Origin of the sequence: Pseudomonas alvandae, assembly GCF_019141525.1 — a bacterium.
Classification (GTDB): Bacteria; Pseudomonadota; Gammaproteobacteria; order Pseudomonadales; family Pseudomonadaceae; genus Aquipseudomonas; species Aquipseudomonas alvandae.
The window spans coordinates 2512741-2536529 of sequence record NZ_CP077080.1; the positions used below are offsets into that span (position 1 = coordinate 2512741).

Below are 23789 nucleotides of genomic sequence, written 5' to 3' on the forward strand. Positions count from 1 at the left end.
CATCGCTGCGGACTGCGTATGCCGACCTGTCGATGCCCGCTTCGTCGACAGGTCGGTTCGCGTTCTTTTCGCTCAGTTGTCGTAACCCAGGTTCGGCGCCAACCAACGCTCCGTCACGCTGAGATCCTGCCCTTTGCGTGCGGTATAGCTCTGCACCTGATCCTTGTCGATCTTGCCCACGGCAAAATACTGCGCCTGGGGATGGGCGAAGTACCAGCCGCTGACCGCCGCTGCCGGGAACATGGCGTAGTGCTCGGTAAGGAACACGCCGCTGCGCCCGGCTTTCATTTCACTGGCCTCGGGATCAAGCAGGCGGAACAAGGTGGCTTTCTCGGTGTGATCCGGGCAGGCCGGGTAGCCGGGAGCAGGGCGGATGCCGGTGTACTGCTCCTTGATCAGCGCCTCGTTGTCCAGGTGTTCGTCCTTGGCGTAACCCCAATGTTCCTTGCGCACCTGCTGGTGCAGCCATTCGGCACAGGCTTCGGCCAAGCGGTCGGCCAGGGCCTTGACCATGATCGAGTTGTAGTCGTCGCCGGCTTCTTGATACGCCTTGGCGACTTCTTCGGCGCCGATGCCGGCGGTGGTGATGAAGCCGCCGACGTAATCGGTGATGCCACTGTCCTTCGGCGCGACGAAGTCGGCCAGGGAGAAGTTCGGCTTGCCGTCGGTCTTGATGATCTGCTGGCGCAGGTGATGCAGGCGTGCCAGTGGCTTGCCGTCGTCGCCATAGACTTCCAGGTCGTCGTCATGCACCTGGTTGGCCGGCCAGAAGCCGAACACGGCGCGGGCGCTGATGAGTTTCTCGTCGATCAGCTTGCGCAGCATCGCCCGGGCGTCGGCGTACAACGCCGTGGCCGCTTCGCCGACCACTTCGTCGGTGAGGATGCGCGGGTATTTGCCGGCCAGGTCCCAGGAAATGAAGAACGGCGTCCAGTCGATGTATTCGGCCAGGACATTCAAGTCGATGTCGTCCAGCACCCGTGCGCCAGTGAAGGTCGGCTTGACCGGCTGGTAGCTGCTCCAGTCGAACTGCGGCTTCTTCGCCACGGCCGCCGGGTAGCTCAGGCGTTCGGTGCGGGCGCTGCGGTTCGAAGTGCGCTCGCGCACCTCGATGTAGTCCTGGCGGGTTTTCTCGACGAACGCCGGCTTCAGCTCCTTGGACAGCAACTGGGTCGCCACGCCCACGGCGCGGGAGGCGTCGGTGACGTAGATCACCGCGTCGTTGCTGTACTTGGGCTCGATCTTCACCGCCGTATGGGCCTTGGAGGTCGTAGCACCGCCGATCATCAACGGCAGGTGGAAGTCCTGGCGCTGCATCTCCCGCGCCACGTGCACCATCTCGTCCAGGGACGGGGTGATCAGGCCGGACAGGCCGATGATGTCGCACTTCTGCTCCTTGGCCACCTGCAGGATCTTCTCCGCCGGCACCATCACGCCCAGGTCGACGATGTCATAGCCGTTGCACCCCAACACAACGCCGACGATGTTCTTGCCGATGTCATGCACGTCGCCCTTGACCGTGGCCATGAGGATCTTGCCCTTGGCTTCCGGCTTGTCGCCTTTTTCCGCCTCGATGAACGGGATCAGGTGGGCCACCGCTTGCTTCATCACGCGGGCGGACTTGACCACTTGGGGCAGGAACATCTTGCCGGCGCCAAACAGGTCGCCAACGATGTTCATGCCGGCCATCAGCGGGCCTTCGATGACCTCAATCGGACGGGTGAACGACCGCCGCGATTCCTCGGTGTCCTCGACGATGTGGGTGGTGATGCCCTTGACCAGAGCATGCTCCAGGCGTTTGTTCACTTCCCAGCCGCGCCACTCTTCGGTTTCCGCTTCCTTGACGCTGCCGTCGCCCTTGTATTTGTCGGCGATGGCGAGCAGGGCGTCGGTGCCCTCGGGGGTGCGGTTGAGGATCACGTCCTCCACGGCGTCACGCAGTTCCACCGGGATCTGGTCGTAGATTTCCAGTTGGCCGGCGTTGACGATGCCCATGGTCAGGCCTGCGCGGATTGCATATAGCAGGAACACCGAGTGGATCGCCTCGCGCACCGGGTTGTTGCCGCGGAACGAGAAGGACACGTTGGAGACCCCGCCCGAGGTCAGCGCGTAGGGCAGTTCGTCGCGGATGTAGGCGCAGGCATTGATGAAATCCACGGCATAGTTGTTGTGCTCTTCAATACCTGTGGCGACGGCGAAGATGTTCGGGTCGAAGATGATGTCTTCCGGCGGGAAGCCGACTTCGTTGACCAGGATGTCGTAGGAGCGCTTGCAGATCTCCTTCTTGCGCGCCTCGGTGTCGGCCTGGCCGGCTTCGTCGAAGGCCATCACCACCACCGCAGCGCCGTAGCGCTTGCACAGCTTGGCGTGGTGGATGAACTGCTCGACGCCTTCCTTCATGCTGATGGAGTTGACGATGCCCTTGCCCTGGATGCACTTGAGGCCGGCTTCGATCACTTCCCATTTGGAGGAGTCGATCATGATCGGGACGCGAGAGATGTCCGGTTCGCCGGCGATCAGATTGAGGAAGGTCACCATGGCCTTCTTCGAATCGAGCATGCCCTCGTCCATGTTGATGTCGATCACCTGGGCGCCGGCCTCGACCTGTTGCAGGGCGACTTCCAGGGCTTCGGTGTAGTTGTCCTCGCGGATCAGCCGGGCGAACTTGGCGGAACCGGTGATGTTGGTCCGCTCACCGACGTTGACGAACAGCGAACTGCGGTCGATGGTGAATGGTTCCAGGCCCGACAGGCGGCACGCCCGTGGAATCTCTGGAATCTGCCGCGGCGCATAGCCGGCCACGGCCTTGGCGATGGCTTCGATGTGCGCCGGGGTGGTGCCGCAGCAGCCGCCGACGATGTTCAGGAAACCGCTCTGGGCGAATTCTTCGATGACCTTGGCGGTGTCCACCGGCAATTCATCGTATTCACCGAATTCGTTGGGCAGGCCGGCGTTGGGGTGGGCCGATACGTGGGTGCTGGCCTTGTTCGAGAGTTCTTCCAGGTACGGACGCAATTCGCTGGCGCCGAGGGCGCAGTTCAGGCCGACCGAGATCGGCTTGGCGTGGGCCACCGAGTTCCAGAAGGCTTCGGTGGTCTGGCCGGAAAGGGTACGGCCGGAGGCGTCGGTGATGGTGCCGGAAATCATGATCGGCAGCTCGACGCCCAGTTCTTCATAGACGCCTTGCACGGCGAAGATCGCCGCCTTGGCGTTGAGTGTGTCGAAGATGGTCTCGATCAGGATCAGGTCGGCGCCGCCTTCGATCAGGCCCTTGGTGGCCTCGGTGTAGTTCTCCACCAGCTCATCGAAGGTCACGTTGCGGTAGCCGGGGTTGTTCACGTCCGGTGACAGCGAGCAGGTGCGGCTGGTCGGGCCGAGCACGCCGGCGACGAAGCGCGGCTTGTCCGGGGTTTCCAGGGTCTTGGCGTCGGCCACCTTGCGGGCCAGGCGCGCGCCTTCCAGGTTCAGCTCGTAGGCCAGGCCCTGCATGCCGTAGTCGGCCTGGGACACCTGGGTGGCGTTGAAAGTGTTGGTTTCGAGGATGTCGGCGCCGGCATCCAGGTAGGCCTTCTCAATGGCACCGATCACGTCGGGGCGAGTCAGCACGAGCAAGTCGTTGTTGCCCTTGACGTCGCTCGGCCAGTCGGCGAAGCGTTTGCCGCGATAGTCCTGTTCTTCCAGCTTGTAGCTCTGGATCATCGTGCCCATGCCGCCGTCGAGGATCAGGATGCGTTCCTTGAGGGCTTGCTGGAGAAGATAGAGGCGAGCGCTGCGATCGGACATAGGACTACCTGGAAATAAAGACCATTACGAAGGCTGGAATGATAGCAAACCTGTGCAGGATTTGATCATGGCGGGCTTTTGCATGAATGTCGCTCATGTTTGCAAGGCGATGCTGGCCCGGTAGAATCGCCGGATTATCTCTTAGGGACCGAGACATGCCGTACCGCGTCTTATTCGGCAGTCTGTTGCTGCTGTTGTCTTTTACTGCAGCCGCCGGGAATCCCACTCCCGCGATTTCCTACACCCGCGACATCCAGCCGATCTTCACGGAAAAGTGCGTGGCCTGCCATGCCTGCCACGACTCCGCCTGCCAGTTGAACCTTGGCAGTGGCGAGGGCGCGCTTCGGGGCGCGAGCAAAGTGCCGGTCTACGACGGCGAGCGCCGCCAGGCCGCCGACCCGACCCGCTTGTTCTATGACGCCTCTGGCCAGCGAGCCTGGCAGCGCAAGGGTTTTTATTCGGTGATCGATGCCCAGGGCAGCCAGGCCGCATTGATGGCTCGCATGCTGGAGCTCGGACACCGCACGCCCTTGCAGCCCAACGCCAAATTGCCGGAAGACATCGTGCTGGGCTTGAGTCGCGACAACAGTTGCCCGATGCCGGAGCAATTCAACGAATATGCGGCCACTCACCCCAAGGAAGGCATGCCCCTGGCGGTCACTGGCCTGACCGACCAGCAGTACCAGACGCTCCAGCGCTGGCTGGCCGCGGGTGCCCCCATCGACCAGCAGGCCTTGGCGCCAAGCGCCGCCGAAGCCTTGCAAGTGGTGCAGTGGGAAAACCTGCTCAACGCGCCCGGCGCACGGGAAAGCCTGGTGGGGCGCTGGCTGTTCGAACACTGGTTCCTGGCGCATATCTATTTCAAGGGCGGCGAGCCGGGACATTTCTTCCAGTGGGTGCGTTCGCGCACGCCCACTGGCCAGCCGATCGACCTGATCAATACCCGCCGTCCCAACGACGACCCCGGCACCCGCATTTATTACCGGCTATGGCCGGTGCAAGGAGTGATCGTGCATAAGACCCACATCACCTACGGCTTGAGCGCGGCGAAAATGGCGCGGATCAAGAGCCTGTTCTACAGCGGCAACTGGCAGGTCAGCGCATTGCCGGGTTATGGGCCGGAGCGCCGGGCCAACCCGTTTTCCACGTTCGAAGCAATCCCGGCCCAGGCCCGTTACCAGTTCATGCTCGATAACGCCGAGTATTTCGTGCGTACCTTTATTCGCGGTCCCGTGTGCCGTGGTCAGATCGCCACGGACGTAATCCGCGATAACTTCTGGGCGCTGTTCCAGGCGCCCGAGCATGACCTCTACATCACCGATCCGAACTATCGCGGCCAGGCCACGCCGCTGTTGGCGATGCCGGGGCAGAACGATGACGTAGGCAGCGTCGTCAGCCTGTGGCTCGACTACCGGGACAAACGCAACGAATACGAAGCCCTGCGCCGCGACAGTTACGCCGAGCTGCCGGCGCCGAGCTGGTCGACGCTGTGGGCGGGCAATGACAATGCGCTGTTGAGCATCTTCCGGCATTTCGACAGTGCTTCGGTCACCAAGGGCCTGATTGGCGAAGTGCCGCAAACCATGTGGTTGTTCGACTTTCCGCTGCTGGAGCGCACCTACTACCAGCTCGCGGTGAATTTCGACGTGTTCGGCAACGTCTCCCACCAGGCCCAGACCCGGTTGTATTTCGACCTGATCCGCAACGGCGCGGAGCAGAACTTCCTGCGCCTGATGCCAGCCGATTCCCGCGAGGGTTACCTCGACGACTGGTACCAGGCCGGCGGAAAATTCAAGATGTGGCTCGATTACGAGGCCATCGACGACGACAAGCCGACGGCGCTCAAGCTCGACGAGAAAGATCCCAAAGGCGACTTTGCCCAGCAGTTACTGGCTCGCTACGGTGAGCTGAATGCCCGTCCCGATCCGATCAACCGCTGCGAAGGCGCCTACTGTTCGCGGCCGAACATCGATCCAACGCTGCAAAACGCCGAGCAGGCATTAAGTCGCTTGGTGTCGCGCCCGGCGGCGGGCCTGAAGGTGATCGACCAATTACCGGAAGCGACGATGCTGCGCGTCGAAACCGCTGACGGTCTCCGTGAGGTCTACAGCTTGCTGCGCAACCGTGCCCACAGCAACGTGGCGTTCCTGCTGGGCGAAGAAAGCCGTTACCAGCCGGGGCTGGACACGCTGACGGTCTACCCGGGCGTGCTCAGCAGTTATCCCAATTTTATCTTCAACATACCCGCCGGGCAGGTGCCGGCGTTCGTCGATGCCATGGAAAGCGCGCCGGATGCGGCGGCGTTCGAGCGGATTGTCGAGCGCTGGGGGATTCGGCGGAGTCACCCGCAGTTCTGGCAGTATTTCCACGACTTGAGCCGATACATCCAGGAAACCGACCCTGTGGAAGCGGGCGTGCTGGACATGAATCGCTACCAGAATCTCTGAACAAGCAGCCGACGGCGTGCCCTTGCGCCGTCGGCTGCTTTCCTGACAAAAATACTGGGACTTTGTCCGGCGCGATGATTGGCGTAAACTGCCGGCAAGCCTGCGAGGAGTTTCCATGACCGCCATTACCATTACCGATGCCGCCCACGATTACCTGGCTGATCTGCTGTCCAAGCAGAACACCCCGGGTATCGGGATCCGCATCTTCATCACCCAGCCCGGCACCCAGTATGCTGAAACCTGCATCGCCTACTGCAAGCCGGGGGAAGAAAAACCCGAAGACACCGCGCTGGGGCTCAAGAGCTTCACCGCGTACATCGACTCGTTCAGCGAAGCTTTCCTGGACGATGCGGTGGTCGACTATGCCACTGACCGCATGGGCGGCCAACTGACCATCAAGGCGCCGAACGCGAAAGTGCCGATGGTCAACGCCGACAGCCCGGTCAACGAGCGCATCAACTATTACCTGCAAACCGAGATCAACCCGGGGCTGGCCAGCCACGGCGGCCAGGTATCGTTGATCGACGTGGTGGAAGATGGCATCGCCGTGCTCCAGTTCGGCGGCGGCTGCCAGGGCTGCGGCCAGGCCGACGTGACTTTGAAGGAAGGCATCGAGCGCACCTTGCTCGAGCGTATTCCGGAACTCAAGGGCGTGCGCGACGTGACCGACCATACGCAGAAAGAAAACGCCTACTACTGATAGGTGTTCGCTGCGCGCAAAACACTGTGGCGAGGGAGCTTGCTCCCGCTCGATTGCGTAGCAATCGCAAGGCAACCCGCACGTCTTCCGTGATGGACGCGTGAGTCGCCCTGGGGACCGCTTCGCGGTCCAGCGGGAGCAAGCTCCCTCGCCACAACAGCCTCTGCGATTCCTGTGGGAGCGGGTTTACCCGCGAAGGGGCCAGCCCATCCGACATCATCACCGGCTGACCCACCGCCTTCGTCGGATCGCCGCCCGGAGCAGGTTCGCTCCCACAAGGGATCCGGGTGTGCCGATAGGTCAGGGCCTGTAGAGATGCGCATGCCCGGCGCGGTACAGCGATGATTCGCTGAATACATCATTGCCCAGCACACGTCCGACCAGAATCAAAGCCGTACGCCTGAAGCCCTTGGCCTGTACCTTCCCGGCGATGTCCTCCAGCGTTCCCACTACCCAATCCTGATCCGGCCACGTCGCCCGGTGAATCACCGCAATCGGACAATCCGCGCCGTAGTGGGGCAGGAGCTCGTCGACTATTTTTTCCAGGTGGTTGACCCCCAAGTGGATCGCCATGGTCGCCCCGTGTTGCGCCAGGCTTACCAGCTCTTCCCCTGTGGGCATTGCGGTTTTGTCCGCGTAACGGGTCAGGATCACGCTCTGGGACACGTCGGGCAAGGTCAACTCGGCACCGAGCAGGGCGGCGCAGGCTGACGTGGCGGTTACGCCGGGGATGATTTCGAAAGGAATGTCCAGTTCGCGCAGACAGCGGATCTGCTCGCCGATGGCGCCGTAAAGGCTCGGATCGCCGGAATGCACACGGGCTACGTCGTGCCCCTTGAGATGGGCGTCTTTGATCAGCTCGATAATTTGTTCCAGATGCAGCTCGGCGCTGTTCACCACTCGTTCGGCGCGATGGCCCTCCAGCACGGCTGCCGGAACGAGGGATCCTGCATAGATAATCACGGCGCAACTGCGAATCAGCCGCTGACCCTTGACGGTGATCAGTTCCGGATCGCCGGGGCCGGCACCGATGAAGAAGACGGTCATGACCGGTTTCCTGTTGAGAGTGGGGGTGCATGAGCGGCGCTCATGATTCCAGCGGCGATTATCGAGTGTTACGAAGCCGTCGCCAATGCCAGCGTGGCTTGTGCAGCCTTCTGGCGGGTAACCAGTAAACTCGCGGGGGAAGAACCCCATCGATCGGCCAGCGCGAGGGCGGCGCTTTCGGCGACGCCGTGGCAGCCCGTACGCTCAAAGGCAATCTCGGACAGATGACTGAGCCGTGCTTGATAGCCTGCCAGCTCCTCGGCAGTGAAACACGTCAGCGGCAGTGACAATTGCGCCGCTAATTCCAGCAGCCCGGGTTCGTCACGCTTGAGTTCGATGCTGGCCAATGCCCGTACCTGATCAAGCGCAATACCATGGGCCTGCAAAGTCTGGTCAAGCAGTGCCCGCAGGACACTGGCCGGGCAACCGCGCTGGCAGCCGAAGCCGACCACCAGAATCGGCCCATTGCTCATGCGTCGTGGTGGGCCTGGGTGCCCCGGCGAAACAGCCAGGCGCTGATCAGGCCCAAGGCCAGCCAGAATGCAACATTGGTCAATTGCGAGGCGAGCTTGAACTCACTTTCCAGCGCCTCGGGAGCCAGCATCGAATGCACTTCGGGCTGGGGCGCGCCGATCACATGAGGCGTCACCAGGATGGCGAGGCCCAGCAACTTCAACAGCCAATGCCGACCGAATGCAATCAGTGCGATGCCCACTGCCGTGGACGCCGCCGTGCCGATCCACCACATTTGCCGCTGGGCCAGATCCGCCGCTGCCGTGCCGGGTAATTCCGGTGGCAGGCCGAGAGTCGGCGCCAGCACGAAAGTCGCATAACCGGCCAGTCCCCAAAGCAAGCCCTGGGACGTCCGCGTCGGTGCACGCAAGGTGTACAGGCCCGCCAGCATCAGCGCAAAACCCACCGCGACCACCAGATTGCCGCCCGTCGTGGACAGTACACGCTGCCAGCCGTCTTCCGGTTCCCAGGCTTCGGCGTCATGGCTATGTGCAGCCCCAGCGGCATGTTCATGGACCTCGGTCGCCGGGGCCTTCTCGAAAGTCTCCGCCTGGAGAATCAGCGGCGACACCCAGAAACTTTGCAGCAGAGTCAGCAGCAGGGCGGCCAGTAGCCCGCTGAAACCAGCGGTTTGCGCGATACGCTTGATCATGTCGGCAGCACTCAGTGGCACGGGAACGCGGCGCTGTGCCGTGTGTCATGGGCTGCGTTGTGCACTGCTTCGATGTGAGAGAAACCGGCGAAATAGACCAGGCCCGCGCCGAGGATCGAGGCGAGGACCGCCGCGCTCAGGCGTTGGCTCAGGGTAACGGTGCTGCTGGTGGAGCGGGCGGTGCTGCTGATGGTCGACATGGCGCTTCCCTCTGGTCTGTCAGCGGGCGGATCGAGCGCAATGAAAACCCGGGCAAAGGCTCGCCGGGATTCGAACAGCGCCCGCCCACCGCGGGTTTGTTGAAAATGAGTCATGGGCCGGTCTCCGGGCTCACGAGGGGCCGGCCAGAGCCGTGCCTGCAAGCGTCACCTTCCCATGCGCATGCACAGTGGATTCGACGCTTCACTCGCTTACCGTTGCGGGGGCAGCACCGGACTGACGTGGCCTTGAAGTAAAGCACACGATTCACCGGTTTCCCGTTTCACCCTGTGAAGGGCACCCAAACTGGCGCACAGGAGACCATGGGCGAGGGCGGGGCGTCAATTGAACACGCCGGGAATATATTTCATCGTCCTCCTGCAAAAAGCCTCAAGCCCAGCCGATAACCCGGTAGGCGTACACATAATTATCCCAATCGATACGCCGGCGGCATGGACGCTCGACCCACCACCGAGGTCTTCCCATGTCCCTACGTAGCTTGAATATCGCCCCCCGAGCCTTTCTCGGCTTTGCCGTCATTGCGCTATTGGTCGTTGTGCTCGGCGTGTTCGCCGCCAATCGCATGTCCGTCATTCGCCAGGCGTCGGTGGACATGGAGCAGACCCAGTTACCCGCCGTCGGTCACCTGGCCAATGTCCTTGAAAACGTGCTGCGCATGCGCATTCTTTCATTTCGCATCCTGGTCAACCGCGACCCCGCCAGCCTCAGCGAGGCCGAGACCCGCATCGGCGTGCTGGTGGAAAAACTCAACAAGGCGAATGCAGCCTATGCAGCGCTGCCCGCCGAGCCAGATGAAGCTGAGCTGTATAAAGTCTTTTCGAAAACCCTGGAAAACTACCTCCAGGCCCAGAAGGAAATGCTGGATCTATCCCGACAAGACAAGGCCGACGCGTTGCGCAGCCTCATCAACACACGGATCAAGGAAGGCACTGACCAGATGGGCGAGCAACTCAACAAGCTCATTGCAATGAGCGTGGCGGAGGGGCATGAAGCGTCGAACCAGGCCGGCGCCTATTACAACAGCGCCATCACTGGCATTCTCGTCGTCTCGATCATCGCCGCGCTGGCCACCGTGCTGCTGGCCCTGCTGCTGACCCGCAGCATCGTCACGCCCCTGAATCGGGCCCTCGAAGCAGCACGGACCATTGCCGGAGGCAATCTGGTCACCGTTATCACCGACGAGGGCAAGGACGAACCCGCCCGGTTGCTCCAGGCCCTTGGCGCGATGCAAAGCAGCCTGCGCCAGACCATCGAGCAGATTGCCGGCTCCGCCACCCAACTGGGCGCCGCCGCCGAGGAGCTGAGCGCCGTCACCCAGGAATCTTCCCGGGGTTTGCAACAGCAGCACAATGAGATCGAGCAAGCGGCCACCGCCGTCAATGAGATGACCGCCGCCGTCGAAGAAGTCGCCCGCAACGCCGTGTCGACTTCCGAAGCGTCGAACCAGTCGACCCAGGCCGCCCAGGAGGGGCGCACACGGGTAGTGGAAACCGTCGACGCGATCCAGACCATGACCCACGACGTGCAAGCCACCGCCTCGATGATTGAAGGCTTGGCAATCCAGGGCCGCGACATTGGCAAGGTGCTGGACGTGATCCGCGCCATCGCCGAACAGACCAACCTGCTGGCCCTCAACGCCGCCATCGAAGCCGCCCGTGCCGGCGAGGCCGGGCGGGGTTTCGCGGTGGTGGCCGATGAAGTCCGCGCCTTGGCCCATCGCACTGCGCAATCAACCCAGGAAATCGAAAAAATGGTTGCCGGCATCCAGAACGGCACCGGCCAGGCCGTGCAGTCGATGCAGCAAAGCAACCAGCGCACCCAAAGCACCTTGGAACTGGCCCGGGCCGCCGGCGTAGCGCTGGAGCAGATCACTCAGTCGATCCACCAGATCAACGAGCGCAACCTGGTCATCGCCAGTGCGTCTGAAGAACAGGCCCAGGTCTCGCGAGAAGTGGACCGCAACCTGATGAACATCCGCGACCTGGCCACCCAGTCGGCCAGCGGCGCGCAACAGACCAGCGACGCCACCCACGAACTGTCGCGCCTGGCGGTGGGGTTGAATGCGGCGGTGGCGCGTTTCGTGATTTGAGATAGGGTTGAGGCTGGACACCGCGCTCACAGGAGATTCCATGCGCTTTTCAGCCTTGACCCAACGCATCACCGGTGACGGCGCCGCCGCCTGGGACATTCACGACCGGGCGCTGGCCATGCGTGAGGAGGGCAGGGAAGTCCTGTTGCTCTCGGTGGGCGATCCGGATTTTGACACCCCGCCCGCGATTGTCGAGGCTGCCGTCGCCAGCCTGCGGGCGGGCGATACACACTATTCGGATACGCGGGGCCTGCACTCGTTGCGCGCGAGCATCGCCCGACGGCATCAACAGCGCTGCGACCAACCGGTCGGCGCCGAGCACGTCACGGTGCTGCCCGGTGCCCAATGCGCGGTCTATGCCGTCGCGCAATGCTTGCTCGACCCTGGCGATGAAGTGATCGTCGCCGAGCCGATGTACGTCACCTATGAAGCGGTATTCGGCGCCTGCGGGGCGAAAGTGGTGCCGGTGGCGGTGACGCCGGAAAACGGCTTCCGCGTCCAGCCGAACGACGTCGCCCGGCTGATTACCCCACGCACCCGCGCCATGCTCCTCAACAGCCCGAACAACCCCTCCGGCGCCAGCCTGCCGCTGCCGACCTGGCAAGCGCTGGCGCACCTGTGCATTGACCATAACCTCTGGCTGATCAGCGACGAGGTCTACAGTGACTTGCTGTACGAAGGCCAGCACATCAGCCCGGCCGGGCTGCCGGGCATGGCTGAGCGCACTGTGACCATCAACAGCCTGTCCAAGTCCCACGCCATGACCGGCTGGCGCATCGGCTGGGCGGTCGGTCCCGAACCCCTTGCCGAACACCTCTCCAACCTGTCCCTGTGCATGCTGTTTGGCTTGCCGGATTTCGTCCAGCGCGCCGCCCAGGTTGCCCTCGATCAAGACTTGCCTGAAGTGGCGCGGATGCGCGAGGAATATTTCCAACGCCGTGAGCTGGTGTGCATGGCGCTTGAAAACTGCCCGGGTCTCAAACCGGTCCGGCCCGATGGCGGCATGTTCGTGATGGTTGACGTACGTGGGACCGGGCTGGGCGCTCAAGCGTTTGCCGAGCGGCTGCTGGACGGGTATGGCGTGTCGGTGCTGGCGGGGGAGGCGTTTGGGCCGAGTGCGGCGGGGCATATTCGGATTGGGTTGGTGGTCGATCAGGTGAAGTTGGCGGAGGCGTGCCGGCGGATTGCCTCGTGTGCCGTTCAGTCCTTACAAGTGCGCTGAAGTTCTACAACGGTCTACACATACAACAGCGTAGCGTATTCAAAAAGAGCGCCCGATCCAGAAAGAGCGATGTTCGCGTGCAAGGCGCGTTCATTTACAGAATTGAAATATTGCCGTTCGCTGCCTGTTAAAGCGACGGACGGTATCCGCACCTGTCAACTCTGACAGTATTCAATCGATTGGATAGAGAGTCGAATAGGTTCACTTGGGTTCTGTTGTGTAGACCCGGAATGCACTACGCATCATCAGCGCGGCGCAAATAACCTCAATGTCGCGAGTTTGGAGTGGAAAGTGAGCGAATCGAAAGAGAACAAAGACTCAGGTGAAAGAGAAGGGCCTTTGATGCGCAAACGAGGTCCAATATTGGCTGAGCTGAAGAAATTATCGATTCCCTTGATTATTGAAGACCGTGACCCAGAAGGGCTGCTTCCCACAGGGTCACAAAATCAACCGTTGCCTGTCTATGTGCCTGAGCGATGGCCCGAATATGCGATTGCGGGTGAAGAAGACATTATCGAACTTTATTGGGAACGTCCCATTAATAGGACGGGCGCGCCCGTTCAAACACTCCCCGTGAAAGGCCCCATTACAGAGGATATGTTTCCCCTTCCTCTTGCCGTACCGAGGAACTTGCTCCAGCCCGATGGGCGTTTCGAAATATGGTACGAAGTTGTCATAGAGGGTGCTGGTAATGGGGCGCCTTCTGAACATCGCTTTGTGACAGTGGATACCGAACCGCCCAGTTACGATAAACAACTTGAGGTGTTGCTGTTTCCCAGTAACTTGCCTGGGAACATCATTACCGAAGAGTATCTTCTGAACAACAATGACAAGGTCGAGTTTCGCCTTCCGTCGCCCACTTATACCGGCGCGGCGGACGGCGATGTGCTTGAGTTGTTCTGGTCGCAAACGAACCCGCCCACCGAGACGTTTGTCACACCAAAAACGGTTCTTCAGGCGGAGATTGATGCCGGAGACATTCGTGTGGATTTGATGGGCGACGACATTCGTGCGCCGAACCAAAATGGAACCTTCCATGCTTTTTATAAAATTCGGGACCGTGCCGGAAACGAAACGCTGACCTATTCGAAGCCAGCCACCGGCACCGTTTCACTCATACCTTGGCCTGGCCGACTTCCGCCACCCACTGTGCCGCTGCATGACGATGACAACCTCGTACACCGGGCCGATGCGCGAGCGCAAGTGCAGGCAGTCGTTGAAAATATTCCCCCTCCATTGCTACCCAGTGACCAGATAGAACTGGTTTGGGACGGTATTCGGCTGCCCCGGCGCAACGCTGTTCTTCCGTTGAACATACCGGTGCCATGGATTTTTTTGATCGCCAATGGACCAGGCCCCTCGGTCGTCAAGGTGGGCTACAACTTCATTCGTGGTGGTAGTTCGCGTGCTTCGGAAGAAGCTGATATCAGCATCAATTTCACGGTTGCCGGTCAGGACCATCCCAATGCACCGGCGTTGCTCAACCCGCTTTTACCGCTCATTGATATTGTGGGTGGTTCGGGCGTGCCCAATGTGTTGTTGCCCGGTGACAGGACCTCTCCGGTCATTCCGAAGCTAAAACTTTATCAGGCGCCGAGTCCCGGAGAGATGCTCGAGCTCTACTGGGGGCAATACAGCGGGGCCGTCGCCACCTATACCGTGCGGGCCGGCGATGTCGAAGGCGCGGAAGTTTTGTTCTCCGCCGTATCTTGGGATGTGATTGATACGGAGCCTAACAACGCGAGATTGCCGGTGTACTACACAACCAGCAACGGCGTTAACGAACAGCAATCCGAAAATACTTATGTGCGCGTTCAGGTCACTACCATTGATGATTTGCCAGCGCCGGTTTTTGAGGATGCGGATGGTTTTGGTTATATCGGTTGTGAAGATAAACCATGGGAAGGGATTCGGGTTCGCATAAAATTCGACAGTGGTCATTTTGCAGCAAGCGACGAAGTCAGGGTGTTTTGGCAAGGTTATCGAGCATTCAATTCTGCCGATCCTATTGACGAAACTTATGGTGAATTTCCAGAAGAGATAAGACCTGAGCATATTCGTGACGGGTTTATCGATGTCTGGATCTTGCCCTTTGATCCGCACATAAAACCGGTGTCGAGAGGATCGTGGGGCACTTATTACACACTGAGCAAAACGGACGGACAATTTGGCACTTCTCCGGCACCGGAGAATTTGAAGATTGTTGAAACCGTTTCGGAGGAACAGTGTGCTGCCTCAAGACATGAGGGCTGAAGGACTGAAGACTGTTTGATGTCGGGCTCGCTGGGAAGTAATAAGTTGTAAGTGTTTGTCTGTTCATGGGTGTGTCTAACTGATATCTACCGGAGCTGAGAAGATGAATGACCAGAAGAAATTTGTATTGACCTCCGCGCAGGCTCGTCAGGCCTACACGACTTGGTATTTACAGGAGAGGGCCGACCAACTAGCTGATCCCTTGGATCCGATAATTGTTCCGAACTACTTTCCAGCATTTCCCGAATACAAAAACTATGTGCCTCGGGCACTGCAGGAGACTGATCTTGATCTAGAGGTCCCTGAATGGCCAGAGCAAGCCGAACTGGGCGAGACAGATACGCTCAGGATCTTCGTCAGGCGCAAAGGGAGCTCCGATTGGGGTGTTCCTACGGATATGCATCCGATCCCCGGGCCATTTCAACCTGGTGACTTTCCCTATCCGACCACTGTGAGTGCTTCGGCTTTTGCAGAGGAAGGGACGTACGAGTTGAAATACAGTGTAGAAATCCCCTCGGGGAGCACCACAGATTCTGATATAGCGGAATTCGTTATCGATAAGACTCCGCCAAATGACAATCAATCTTCCACCCATTCGTTGGAATTTAGAGACCAGGTTGCTAAGGACGACGGGTTGACAAAGGCATATCTAGATAGTGTCAGTAGTACAGGCGTGCCGCTAATCGTACCTGATTACGCAGGCGAACGTAATCAGGACGCCATTGAGGTTTACGCCCTGTTAAAAGAAGACCTTGTTTCGTTCAAAGTCTTTGATGAGGTGATTCCTAACGACCGGACAATCTTTATTCCGACTATATATTTCACGGGGAAAGACGATGGTCAGCTTGCTTTCGAATTTAAACTAAAAGATATTGTGGGTAATATCGGCCCAGAATCGGTACCGCTTGAAACTCATTTACTGCTCCTTCCCCTTCCTGTTGGGCCGTTCCGTCCTCTGAGGGTGCCATTGGCTGAAGATGCCAAGACATTGATTGATTTGGCCGACGTTAAAGCAGGCGTCCGGGCATTGGTACCGCGCTATACGAATCACGGAAAGAACGATCGTATTTACCTGACGTGGGGCGCCTATAAGGCCAGTACTCCCTACAGAGTTGGAGATAATCCAACAGACCCAATGATCATTGATGTAAGCGATTCTGAACTGATCGAACCGGATTATGGTAGCACTACGGGAGAAAAGCCGACGGCAGTGACTTATCAGATCGAAAGAGGCCCCCACGAGTACGATGCTGACAGTGATTTGGACATCAAAGTCGATTTGTCCCAGCTCATCGACCCTGGCATTCTGCCGAAGGTGCTTGTCCGAGGCGGTGGCACAGCGCCAGAAAATAATAAGCTGGTGGAACGCGACAAAGGGCTGCCTGCAACGGCGACTATTACGGTACCCGTGGGGCTTGTCGGTGTTGACTGGGCGAGACTGTACTGGGGAGATCTACCCGATTACGTAACTGAAGTAACACCGGTGCCGAATGAAGGCGATCCTCTCGTATTCAATGTGCCTTGGGCTGAGATCGAGAAGGTACCGGGCATTCTGATTGATGTGTGGTATGCAGTGGGCGTAACCGGCGATAACAACCCTAGCCCTTCTCCTATTACAGAAGTGAATGTAGAGGAAGCCGTGCCAATCAGACTGGCCGAGCCGGAATTCCCTGATGCTCAGTTTGTAGGTGGCACCACATGGTGGATCAATTGCTCGTCCTGGATTGGTCCAGACGCTAACTTGCGGTTGCATATTCCAGCGAACCCAAGGCTGTCGGCGGGCCTGTCAATGGCCATTACGGTACAAGGATATGATGTGTTTCCACCTGTCCTGGGCAATGAAGTGGGAACGGCTTGGACAACGACGATTCCTTCACTGAGCCAATCACAAGTAGATGACGGCTTTATTGTGTTGGTTGGGCCCAGGGCCAATTATTTTGATGTTTTTCTAGGACGCAGGGGGGCATTGAAGGTTGACTATTCGGTGGTAGTCGGCACGTCGACATTGTCAGGCACGTTTTCGATACGTGCCGCTTCGGTGGATGCTGCAGGTCTGTGCCCGATAAATCCTTGATATTCCTTGGTCCCGATAAAGGTGAAGAGGCGTAAAGGAAAAATTTTTTTCCTTTACGTTGTTATTTCTCCTAGAGATCGGAAAATTCTATTGGTGTAAGTTTATGGGATTTTTCTAGGTGCTATTTGGGATTTTTCCTACATGCTATGCGTGGTTCTTTGAGTATCCTGCGGCCGCCTTGCACTTTGATTGCGGCTGAGTCGTGAGGAAGTGCACCTTCACTCTTACTTCAGGTTCATCACTATGCATTCCTCGAATTCCGCACGATCACTTTTGTCCGGTATAGCGCCGGTGTCTTGTTGCCTTATCTGGTCGATGCTGGTCAGCACATCGGTGCAGGCCGACTTAGTGGAAAACGGTGACGTCAGGGACGTTACGCCTGGCACTCCGAGTGATAGCTACGAGGTCATAACAGGTTCCACGCTCAATGTGAACGGCGCCAACGTAATGGATATTATTTCAAATAGCTCCGCTGTTAATATCCGTCCTCGTAGTACGACGCAGCAAATATGGGCAAGTAACGGTTCGCGAGTGGCGCTGGATGGTGCCACGGTGACTGCCACGGGTGCAGGACTCATCGCTGGCGTGCGACTGGAAGCCAGTGAAGCAACGATCAATAACAGCACGGTGACCAATGACCACGGGATTGGCCTGCATTTGCTGCAAAGCCTCGGCGTGGGGTCGTCGGCGACGGTAACTGCCGGTAGCGTTATCAAAGGGCTGGAAGGTGGAGCCTTTGCTTCGGCGTTAAGTACTCTGAAAGTCCACAACTCTCACATCGAAGGTACGGGGGCCGATAGCTACGGCGTCAGATTGTTCAGTGCCGATGCGGAGTTTATCGGCAGCACGATTATTGGCGGTCTGAATGGACTCGATCTGCGAGGCAATCGGCCACTTCCGCGTGAAGGCAAGGTATTGCTCAATGGTACGACCGTTGAGGGCAAAAACGGTGCCGCTATTCGTGTCTCGGCTGCCGGCGCCGCATCGACGGTGATCAATATCGAACTGACCAATGGTTCGAATCTCATCGCAGGCAACGGCAATTTGCTGGAGGTTGTCGGCGGTTCCACAGCGAACATGGGTGTGAGCAATAGCGGCGGTGTCGTGCTGAAAGGCAACATTGATGTATCCGAAAACAGCACCGCCAATCTGCGTTTCGATCAAGCCCGAATGGAAGGTGACTTTATTGTCGAATCCGGGAGCACCGGCACCCTGGGGCTCGCTAACGGTTCGTTCTTCAAAGGGAATCTGGTCGGCGTTTCCGGCGTCACGATCAATAGCGGTTCCGAATGGGAAATGGCTGGTGACAATACGGTTGGCACCTTGTCCATGAACGCGGGAACGGTGGCCTTCGGCGGTGCTGGGAAGTTCTATCAGTTGAACGTGGGCACCCTGACGGGCGACGGAACCTTCAAGATGGATGTCGACTGGGCCACCAATCAACACGATGTGCTCAATGTCTTCGGTGTCGCCACCGGTAATCACTCGTTGTGGGTGGCAGGTTCAGGGGTTGACCCCGCGTCACCGCAAGCGTTGACCTTGGTCAAGACGGCGGCGGGCGACGCTACCTTTGGCCTGGTGGGTGATCAGGTGGATGTCGGGACCTATTCTTACAAACTGATCTCCGCGGCGAATGGTTCAGGGGGGACTGATTGGTTCCTCGATCCCGAGACGGCGACGGTCAGCCCTGGTACCCGCACGGTCATGGCCCTATTCAATACTGCCCCAACAGTTTGGTTGGGCGAGCTGACCAGTTTGCGCAGTCGCATGGGCGAGTTGCGTTTCAACGGAGGAAAGTCGGGCGCGTGGGGCCGTACCTATGGCAACAAATATAGCGTGGACGCGGCCTCCGGTACCGGCTACAAGCAAACTCAGCAGGGCTTTTCCCTGGGAGCCGACGCGCCGTTGCCCATGGGTGACGGACAATGGCTCATCGGTGCGATGGCGGGCCACAGCAACTCCGACCTGGATTTGAGCCGCGGCAGTTCAGGCACCGTGAAGAGCTACTACCTTGGCGCTTATACCACTTGGCTGGACGCGGACACGGGCTACTACTTCGACGGTGTACTCAAGCTCAACCGTTTCCATAACGAGGCAAAAGTCTCCATGAGTGACGGTGCCCGTGCCAAGGGTTCCTACAACACTGCAGGTCTGGGCGGCTCGGTTGAGTTCGGACGGCATATCAAGCTGGACAACAACTACTTCATCGAACCCTATACCCAATTCTCGACGGTGGTGATCCAGAGCCAGGATTATGGTCTGGATAACGGCATGCAGGCCGAAGGCGATCGTACCCGCTCTTTCCTCGGCAAGGTCGGCACGACTGGCGGGCGTAACTTTACGCTGGACGACGGCACCGTGCTGCAGCCCTATGTCCGGGTGGCGATGGCACATGAGTTCGCCAAAAACAATGAGGTCCAAGTCAATAACAATGTGTTCAACAATGATTTGTCGGGTTCGCGTGCTGAGCTGGGGGCCGGTATAGCTGCGCAACTCAGTGAGTCTTTGCAATTGCACGCTGACTTTGATTATGCCAGTGGCAAGAATATCGAAATGCCATTCGGTGCCAATGTGGGATTGCGCTACAACTGGTAAATGCCAATACCCGTAGGACAAACAGAAAGAACCCTGCCTTTATGCAGGGTTTTTTCGTTTGGCGCCGTTAATGAACGGACAATTTTTTAATGAGGCGGCGTTTCACCTGCCAATGCCCATGCCTGTGCCAGCCGGATTAAGATCCCACAACCCCCACGTAGCGCCATTGGACATGGTCAGCGCATACATGTACACCGGCGGAAGCGGAAACTTCACACTGCTGGACCATGTGTAGGCTCCCAACCAAGGCCACCGACCCCGGTAGGCGACGCTGATTGCATTCAATGTACCGAGATCCGGAATGCCCAAACCTCGGGAGGCGGCTACGTTACGAATCGCCTGGTAATGACCGCCTCCCAAGTTATGACACAGCCAAACACCGGTAACTGTCACGGTGTAGCTTTTTGACTGTGGGGGCGAGGCCGAATCGGTTGCGGTAATGGTCGTGCTGCCATTGCGGCGAACGGTGACCAATCCGGCTCCATCGACCATGGCGACACCTTGGTTGCTGGAGCTATAGCGATAGGGACCTACTCCAGCGCTAGCGGCATGGCGTACCGACGTGCCCGCGCCAAAGTTGGGCAGGGTGGGGCTGCCGACCAGTATGTAAGCCGTCCCACTTAACGTCACCGGGCTCTGGTTGAAGTTCAACGCTGGCGTTGGTGCAACGACCGTGAACGTTCTCGGCGATGAAATGGGGACGTTGTCACCGTACAGCGCTTTGGCGGTCAGGCTGTAGCCTCTGGGAGTCACAGCCAGTTCTGCCAGGGTCCAGATACCTAGGCCATCAGCCCGGATTTCGGGAGCTGTCGTCGTGGTACCCAGTATCTGGACGATTTGATAAGCGCTGCCGCTCCCCCTCAACGTCACCTTGTTATCTGTCGTACTGCCGCCGTTGTTGAGTTCGCCGCGGGAGTCCCGAACGCTGGTGATCGTCGGGTTGACAACTGGCGTCACGGTGAATGACCGCGGCGCGGACGGCGGAACGCCCTCGCCATAAAGTGCCTCGGCCACAACACTGTATCGCTGGAGAGCCAACGTGCTGAACGTGAGGGTCCAGCCACCGCTGTCGTCGGTCGGCACCTGCGGTGGGGGAGTTGAAATACCCGTGATTCTCACATTCTGCCGGGCATTGGCCTGGCCCTTGATCGTGACCTGTCTGTGAGTGGTGTAGCCGTCGTGGGCAATTTCACGCCAAGCGTCCCTGAGGCTGGTAATGGTCGGGGCATCGGCGGCTTCCACGGAAAACGTGCGCGGTGATGAGATGAAACCGCTGCCATCCAGGGCGTGGACGGTAAGCCGGTACGATTTCACGCTCAGCGAGGACATGTCGTGCGACCAAGCCCCTCCGATACTCACCGGCAGAATCGCCACGGGAACGGTACCTTCGTAGAGTTGCACACTGGAGTCGGGGGTCGCTGCGCCGTCCAGTCTCACACGGGTGTCGAGCGTGTTCTCTCCTTCTCCTACTTCGCCCCAAGAGTCCTTGACGCTGGTAATCTCCGGCACAACCCAGTCATGACGACTCTTGAACGTATAGCGGGTCAGAGGGAAGGCAAGCGCGTAAAACTCATCGGTTTCGGTGCTGAAGCCCACCTTGCATATGACCGTCAGCGGTGTGTTGTGGCCAAGCCGTTCCAGCTCGGTTCGCAGCACAACTTCGCTCAGGCCATTCGCGGCCTCATCGGCCGTCAGCTCATGGCCGTCCAACAACGGAATAGGAAAGAGCGTTCCAGTCTCGGAATGTCCTTCGAGCCGCAACCAGATGCGTTGCTTGGCGGCAATGAATGGCCATCTTCCAACGGTGACGTTGGCGTTGCCGGTAAAGGTTGCCAGGTTCAGTACTGAGGTGGTGTTGTTTGCCTGGGGCATCCATGGTTTGGGCAGCTGGTTGTCCGGATCCTGAAAGGCCAGTACTTTCAGCGCCAGGGTTTCGGAGGGAAATACGAAGCCTTTATGCGTCACCTCATAACCGAGCATCACGTTACGGTTGATATTGGCGCCGACCACCGAGGCCGGGACGGTGAACAGAACACTGCCGTTGGCACTGCCGGGCAACTCCAGATCATCGGATGTACCCGCCCCGGGGGTGCCCAGCCAATTCAAATGAATCCTGTGTGGCTCATCCATGCTCTCGTATCGCACCTCTACCGTGGCGCCGGCGAGTGCATTGATTGGATTGAGCTCATCTGCGGGCGAGGCTTCGATCACCATGGGTTCCGGGAGGTCGCCCAACAGGTCGCCGATGACCAGCTCAAGCAAGCCCGAATAGCGATACCGACCGGTGAGTTTCTCCAGGACAACATAGCGAATCCGGACGATGTTGTTGATGTTCGGTTCGATGTACTTGCGCAGGATCGTAAAATCCAGCTGTTTGCCGGCGCTGGCTTGGGATATCGGTACCCAATCGCTGGTGCTGCCATCTCCAGGGTTGCCGTGCCAGTAGTAGGTGAGAATGTCGCCTTTGGCGGTGCCGAGGTATCCGATGCGCAGTGTCACGTTGCCGGTATGAATGTGCGGATCCAATTTATTCTCGGGCGCTTCAACGACCATGGGCGCGGGGATTTCGGCACGGATGACTTGGATTTTGGCGTCGAGGACGTCGGACTCCCGGACGTCGTACACGACGGCATTGTCGTTGGAGACCCAGTAGCTCAGCCTCAGGCTGCCTCCTGTCAGCACCGCGATGTGTTCACCGGGGACGAACATCACGATGTCCGTGTCCACTTCATTGTCGCTGACAATGTGCTCGTCTTCATGCAGGTAAGGGCCTGCGTTGTTGGCCTTTTCACCCAGCCAGACCAGTTTGAGATGGTCGCCCCCCTTCATGCCCGGATAAGCATGGATGATCACTGTGGCGAAGGGCTGGTCCGGTTCGAGTGTGTCCCCAATCAGTTCGATAAGTGTCGGCGCGGGTAGAGCGGAGACCTGCCCCTCGACGTTTGCGAAGGCATGTTTGGATGACAGAGGAGGATCACCGTTGGCTTTTTCCAGGATATAGAACGCATCGCCAGACCCGCCCGCCAGGGCACGGATTTCAGCGTTGGGAATCTCGAATGCATAGACTGCGGGCAGGTTGTCGATGACTTTGGATTGACGGTTCTCCAATGGTAGGCCGACCACTGGAGTTCCGATCCAGGTCATATTCAACGTGTCGTTCAGAGCAAAGTCGGGTGCGCGCGCGATAACCTGGATCGTCACGGGCTGTTTGCCCAGCGTCGGCAAATCGATGACACCGCTGGATGCTTCCTTGATGATGGGCTCGGACAGTCGAGCAGCTCCGGCGTCTACTTGTACGTAAGTGCGCGAGGAGTATTTTTCGGCATAGTTCCAGACCAGATCGAACACCATGTAATGGACCAGCAGTCGGGCACTGTCTCCGGCGGCGAGGATGGTTTGTTGGTCGATCCTGATGAAGATCGAATCGGTCGTACTCGCCTCCTGCGGGGTGATCTCGCGGTATACAAAAGCGCTACCCCAGGCCAGCTGGATGGTGTCGTGGGCCGCACGACCGGGATAATGCCGGATCTCAAGGTCGAAGCCGTTCTTGGCGGAACCGGCATCTACCCCATTATCGATCACATCCTGAGGGGGCAGCGGAGCCTTTAGTTCTGAATGACCTGGGTTGTGAGGTTCTCTGTCTTTGCCGCCGGGGCGATCCAGCTTGACTCGCAAACGCCAGGGTGTCGACTCGTCGCTGGGCCCGGTTTCACCTACGGGCGTCAACTTGAAGTGAAAGTTCTCGCCCCAGGTGGGGGTGATTTTTTCGTGTGGCAATGACAAGAACAGGCGCTTGTTGAGCCCTCCCTTTTCAACAGTCCCCTGAGCGATTATTTCATCGTTCAGGTAGACATCGATCTTGTCGCCTTCCTTCTGCTCGTTCCAAGGGTCGATGATGCAGAGTGCGTCCTTGGGAGGGTCTTCGGTCTGGGGGGGGCGAGCGAGGTCGAAGACAATGCTGCGGTTGATTCCGTAATCAGCATCGATGACGGGACTGGTCCAACCTGCAATGAACAGCCCCCTGAGCTGCAGCGGTGCTGGGGAAAGGGGCAGGGGAGGAAGTAGGCAGGGCATGAACCGGGTCATGGGAAACGTCCAGTTGTGATGTGGGTGTGCTCTAATTTAGTAGCCGTGGAAAGGTGTGCCTACTGTCAACTCTGACAGTAGGCACACCCCGATTTCCGGCATTGAATAA

The 23789-nt window shown here is 58.9% G+C and carries 13 protein-coding genes and 1 riboswitch; of the genes, 7 read left to right on the top strand and 6 right to left on the bottom strand.

What is annotated here, in order from left to right; all coding sequences use genetic code 11:
* Window positions 1–72 precede the first annotated feature (72 nt).
* Window positions 73–3783, bottom strand: coding sequence for a methionine synthase (gene metH / locus KSS97_RS11255; protein WP_217861646.1), 3711 nt, complete (start codon window positions 3781–3783; stop codon window positions 73–75).
* A gap of 155 nt (window positions 3784–3938) precedes the next feature.
* Between metH and KSS97_RS11260 the strand changes: the two genes are divergently transcribed.
* Both KSS97_RS11260 and nfuA read left to right on the top strand, forming a co-directional pair.
* Entirely contained in the window at window positions 3939–6230 is a 2292-nt protein-coding gene (locus tag KSS97_RS11260) for a fatty acid cis/trans isomerase (RefSeq protein ID WP_217861647.1), read from the top strand.
* 115 nt (window positions 6231–6345) lie between these two features.
* The gene (gene nfuA, locus KSS97_RS11265; RefSeq protein ID WP_003182850.1) at window positions 6346–6930 is read left to right on the top strand and encodes a Fe-S biogenesis protein NfuA; all 585 of its coding nucleotides are present in this window, start codon (window positions 6346–6348) and stop codon (window positions 6928–6930) included.
* 300 nt (window positions 6931–7230) lie between these two features.
* Here nfuA and cobM read toward each other — a convergent pair whose 3' ends face one another.
* The 4 genes from cobM to KSS97_RS11285 form a co-directional block, all read right to left on the bottom strand.
* On the bottom strand, window positions 7231–7977 hold the full coding sequence (cobM, locus tag KSS97_RS11270) for a precorrin-4 C(11)-methyltransferase (protein WP_030137971.1): 747 nt from the start codon (window positions 7975–7977) through the stop codon (window positions 7231–7233).
* A gap of 68 nt (window positions 7978–8045) precedes the next feature.
* The gene (locus KSS97_RS11275) at window positions 8046–8450 is read right to left on the bottom strand and encodes a cobalamin biosynthesis protein (RefSeq protein ID WP_217861648.1); all 405 of its coding nucleotides are present in this window, start codon (window positions 8448–8450) and stop codon (window positions 8046–8048) included.
* Window positions 8447–9142, bottom strand: coding sequence for a CbtA family protein (locus KSS97_RS11280; protein ID WP_217861649.1), 696 nt, complete (start codon window positions 9140–9142; stop codon window positions 8447–8449). Before KSS97_RS11280 ends, KSS97_RS11275 begins: the two co-directional genes overlap by 4 nt.
* A gap of 11 nt (window positions 9143–9153) precedes the next feature.
* The gene (locus KSS97_RS11285; protein WP_030137974.1) at window positions 9154–9342 is read right to left on the bottom strand and encodes a CbtB domain-containing protein; all 189 of its coding nucleotides are present in this window, start codon (window positions 9340–9342) and stop codon (window positions 9154–9156) included.
* Between the two features lie 98 nt (window positions 9343–9440).
* A riboswitch (cobalamin riboswitch) is annotated at window positions 9441–9660 on the bottom strand.
* A gap of 164 nt (window positions 9661–9824) precedes the next feature.
* Between KSS97_RS11285 and KSS97_RS11290 the strand changes: the two genes are divergently transcribed.
* The 5 genes from KSS97_RS11290 to KSS97_RS11310 all read left to right on the top strand — a co-directional run bounded on the left by KSS97_RS11290 (window position 9825) and on the right by KSS97_RS11310 (window position 19594).
* The gene (locus KSS97_RS11290) at window positions 9825–11450 is read left to right on the top strand and encodes a methyl-accepting chemotaxis protein (protein ID WP_217861650.1); all 1626 of its coding nucleotides are present in this window, start codon (window positions 9825–9827) and stop codon (window positions 11448–11450) included.
* A gap of 40 nt (window positions 11451–11490) precedes the next feature.
* The gene (locus KSS97_RS11295) at window positions 11491–12672 is read left to right on the top strand and encodes a pyridoxal phosphate-dependent aminotransferase (RefSeq protein WP_217861651.1); all 1182 of its coding nucleotides are present in this window, start codon (window positions 11491–11493) and stop codon (window positions 12670–12672) included.
* Between the two features lie 291 nt (window positions 12673–12963).
* Complete coding sequence (locus tag KSS97_RS11300; protein WP_217861652.1) at window positions 12964–14925, top strand: hypothetical protein; 1962 nt, start codon at window positions 12964–12966, stop codon at window positions 14923–14925.
* Window positions 14926–15028: 103 nt separating this feature from the next.
* Window positions 15029–16999, top strand: a complete 1971-nt coding sequence (locus tag KSS97_RS11305; RefSeq protein WP_217861653.1) for a hypothetical protein — start codon at window positions 15029–15031, stop codon at window positions 16997–16999.
* Window positions 17000–17242: 243 nt separating this feature from the next.
* Window positions 17243–19594, top strand: a complete 2352-nt coding sequence (locus KSS97_RS11310; RefSeq protein WP_217861654.1) for an autotransporter outer membrane beta-barrel domain-containing protein — start codon at window positions 17243–17245, stop codon at window positions 19592–19594.
* A 102-nt stretch (window positions 19595–19696) separates the two neighbouring features.
* Here KSS97_RS11310 and KSS97_RS11315 read toward each other — a convergent pair whose 3' ends face one another.
* On the bottom strand, window positions 19697–23680 hold the full coding sequence (locus tag KSS97_RS11315; protein ID WP_217861655.1) for an immunoglobulin-like domain-containing protein: 3984 nt from the start codon (window positions 23678–23680) through the stop codon (window positions 19697–19699).
* Window positions 23681–23789 lie beyond the last annotated feature (109 nt).

Excerpts from the sequence above, each read along its gene's own strand:
- metH (WP_217861646.1), bottom strand. The coding sequence starts at position 3,783 with ATGTCCGATCGCAGCGCTCGCCTCTATCTTCTCCAGCAAGCCCTCAAG.
- KSS97_RS11260 (WP_217861647.1), top strand. The coding sequence starts at position 3,939 with ATGCCGTACCGCGTCTTATTCGGCAGTCTGTTGCTGCTGTTGTCTTTT.
- nfuA (WP_003182850.1), top strand. The coding sequence starts at position 6,346 with ATGACCGCCATTACCATTACCGATGCCGCCCACGATTACCTGGCTGAT.
- cobM (WP_030137971.1), bottom strand. The coding sequence starts at position 7,977 with ATGACCGTCTTCTTCATCGGTGCCGGCCCCGGCGATCCGGAACTGATC.
- KSS97_RS11275 (WP_217861648.1), bottom strand. The coding sequence starts at position 8,450 with ATGAGCAATGGGCCGATTCTGGTGGTCGGCTTCGGCTGCCAGCGCGGT.
- KSS97_RS11280 (WP_217861649.1), bottom strand. The coding sequence starts at position 9,142 with ATGATCAAGCGTATCGCGCAAACCGCTGGTTTCAGCGGGCTACTGGCC.
- KSS97_RS11285 (WP_030137974.1), bottom strand. The coding sequence starts at position 9,342 with ATGTCGACCATCAGCAGCACCGCCCGCTCCACCAGCAGCACCGTTACC.
- KSS97_RS11290 (WP_217861650.1), top strand. The coding sequence starts at position 9,825 with ATGTCCCTACGTAGCTTGAATATCGCCCCCCGAGCCTTTCTCGGCTTT.
- KSS97_RS11295 (WP_217861651.1), top strand. The coding sequence starts at position 11,491 with ATGCGCTTTTCAGCCTTGACCCAACGCATCACCGGTGACGGCGCCGCC.
- KSS97_RS11305 (WP_217861653.1), top strand. The coding sequence starts at position 15,029 with ATGAATGACCAGAAGAAATTTGTATTGACCTCCGCGCAGGCTCGTCAG.
- KSS97_RS11310 (WP_217861654.1), top strand. The coding sequence starts at position 17,243 with ATGCATTCCTCGAATTCCGCACGATCACTTTTGTCCGGTATAGCGCCG.
- KSS97_RS11315 (WP_217861655.1), bottom strand. The coding sequence starts at position 23,680 with ATGACCCGGTTCATGCCCTGCCTACTTCCTCCCCTGCCCCTTTCCCCA.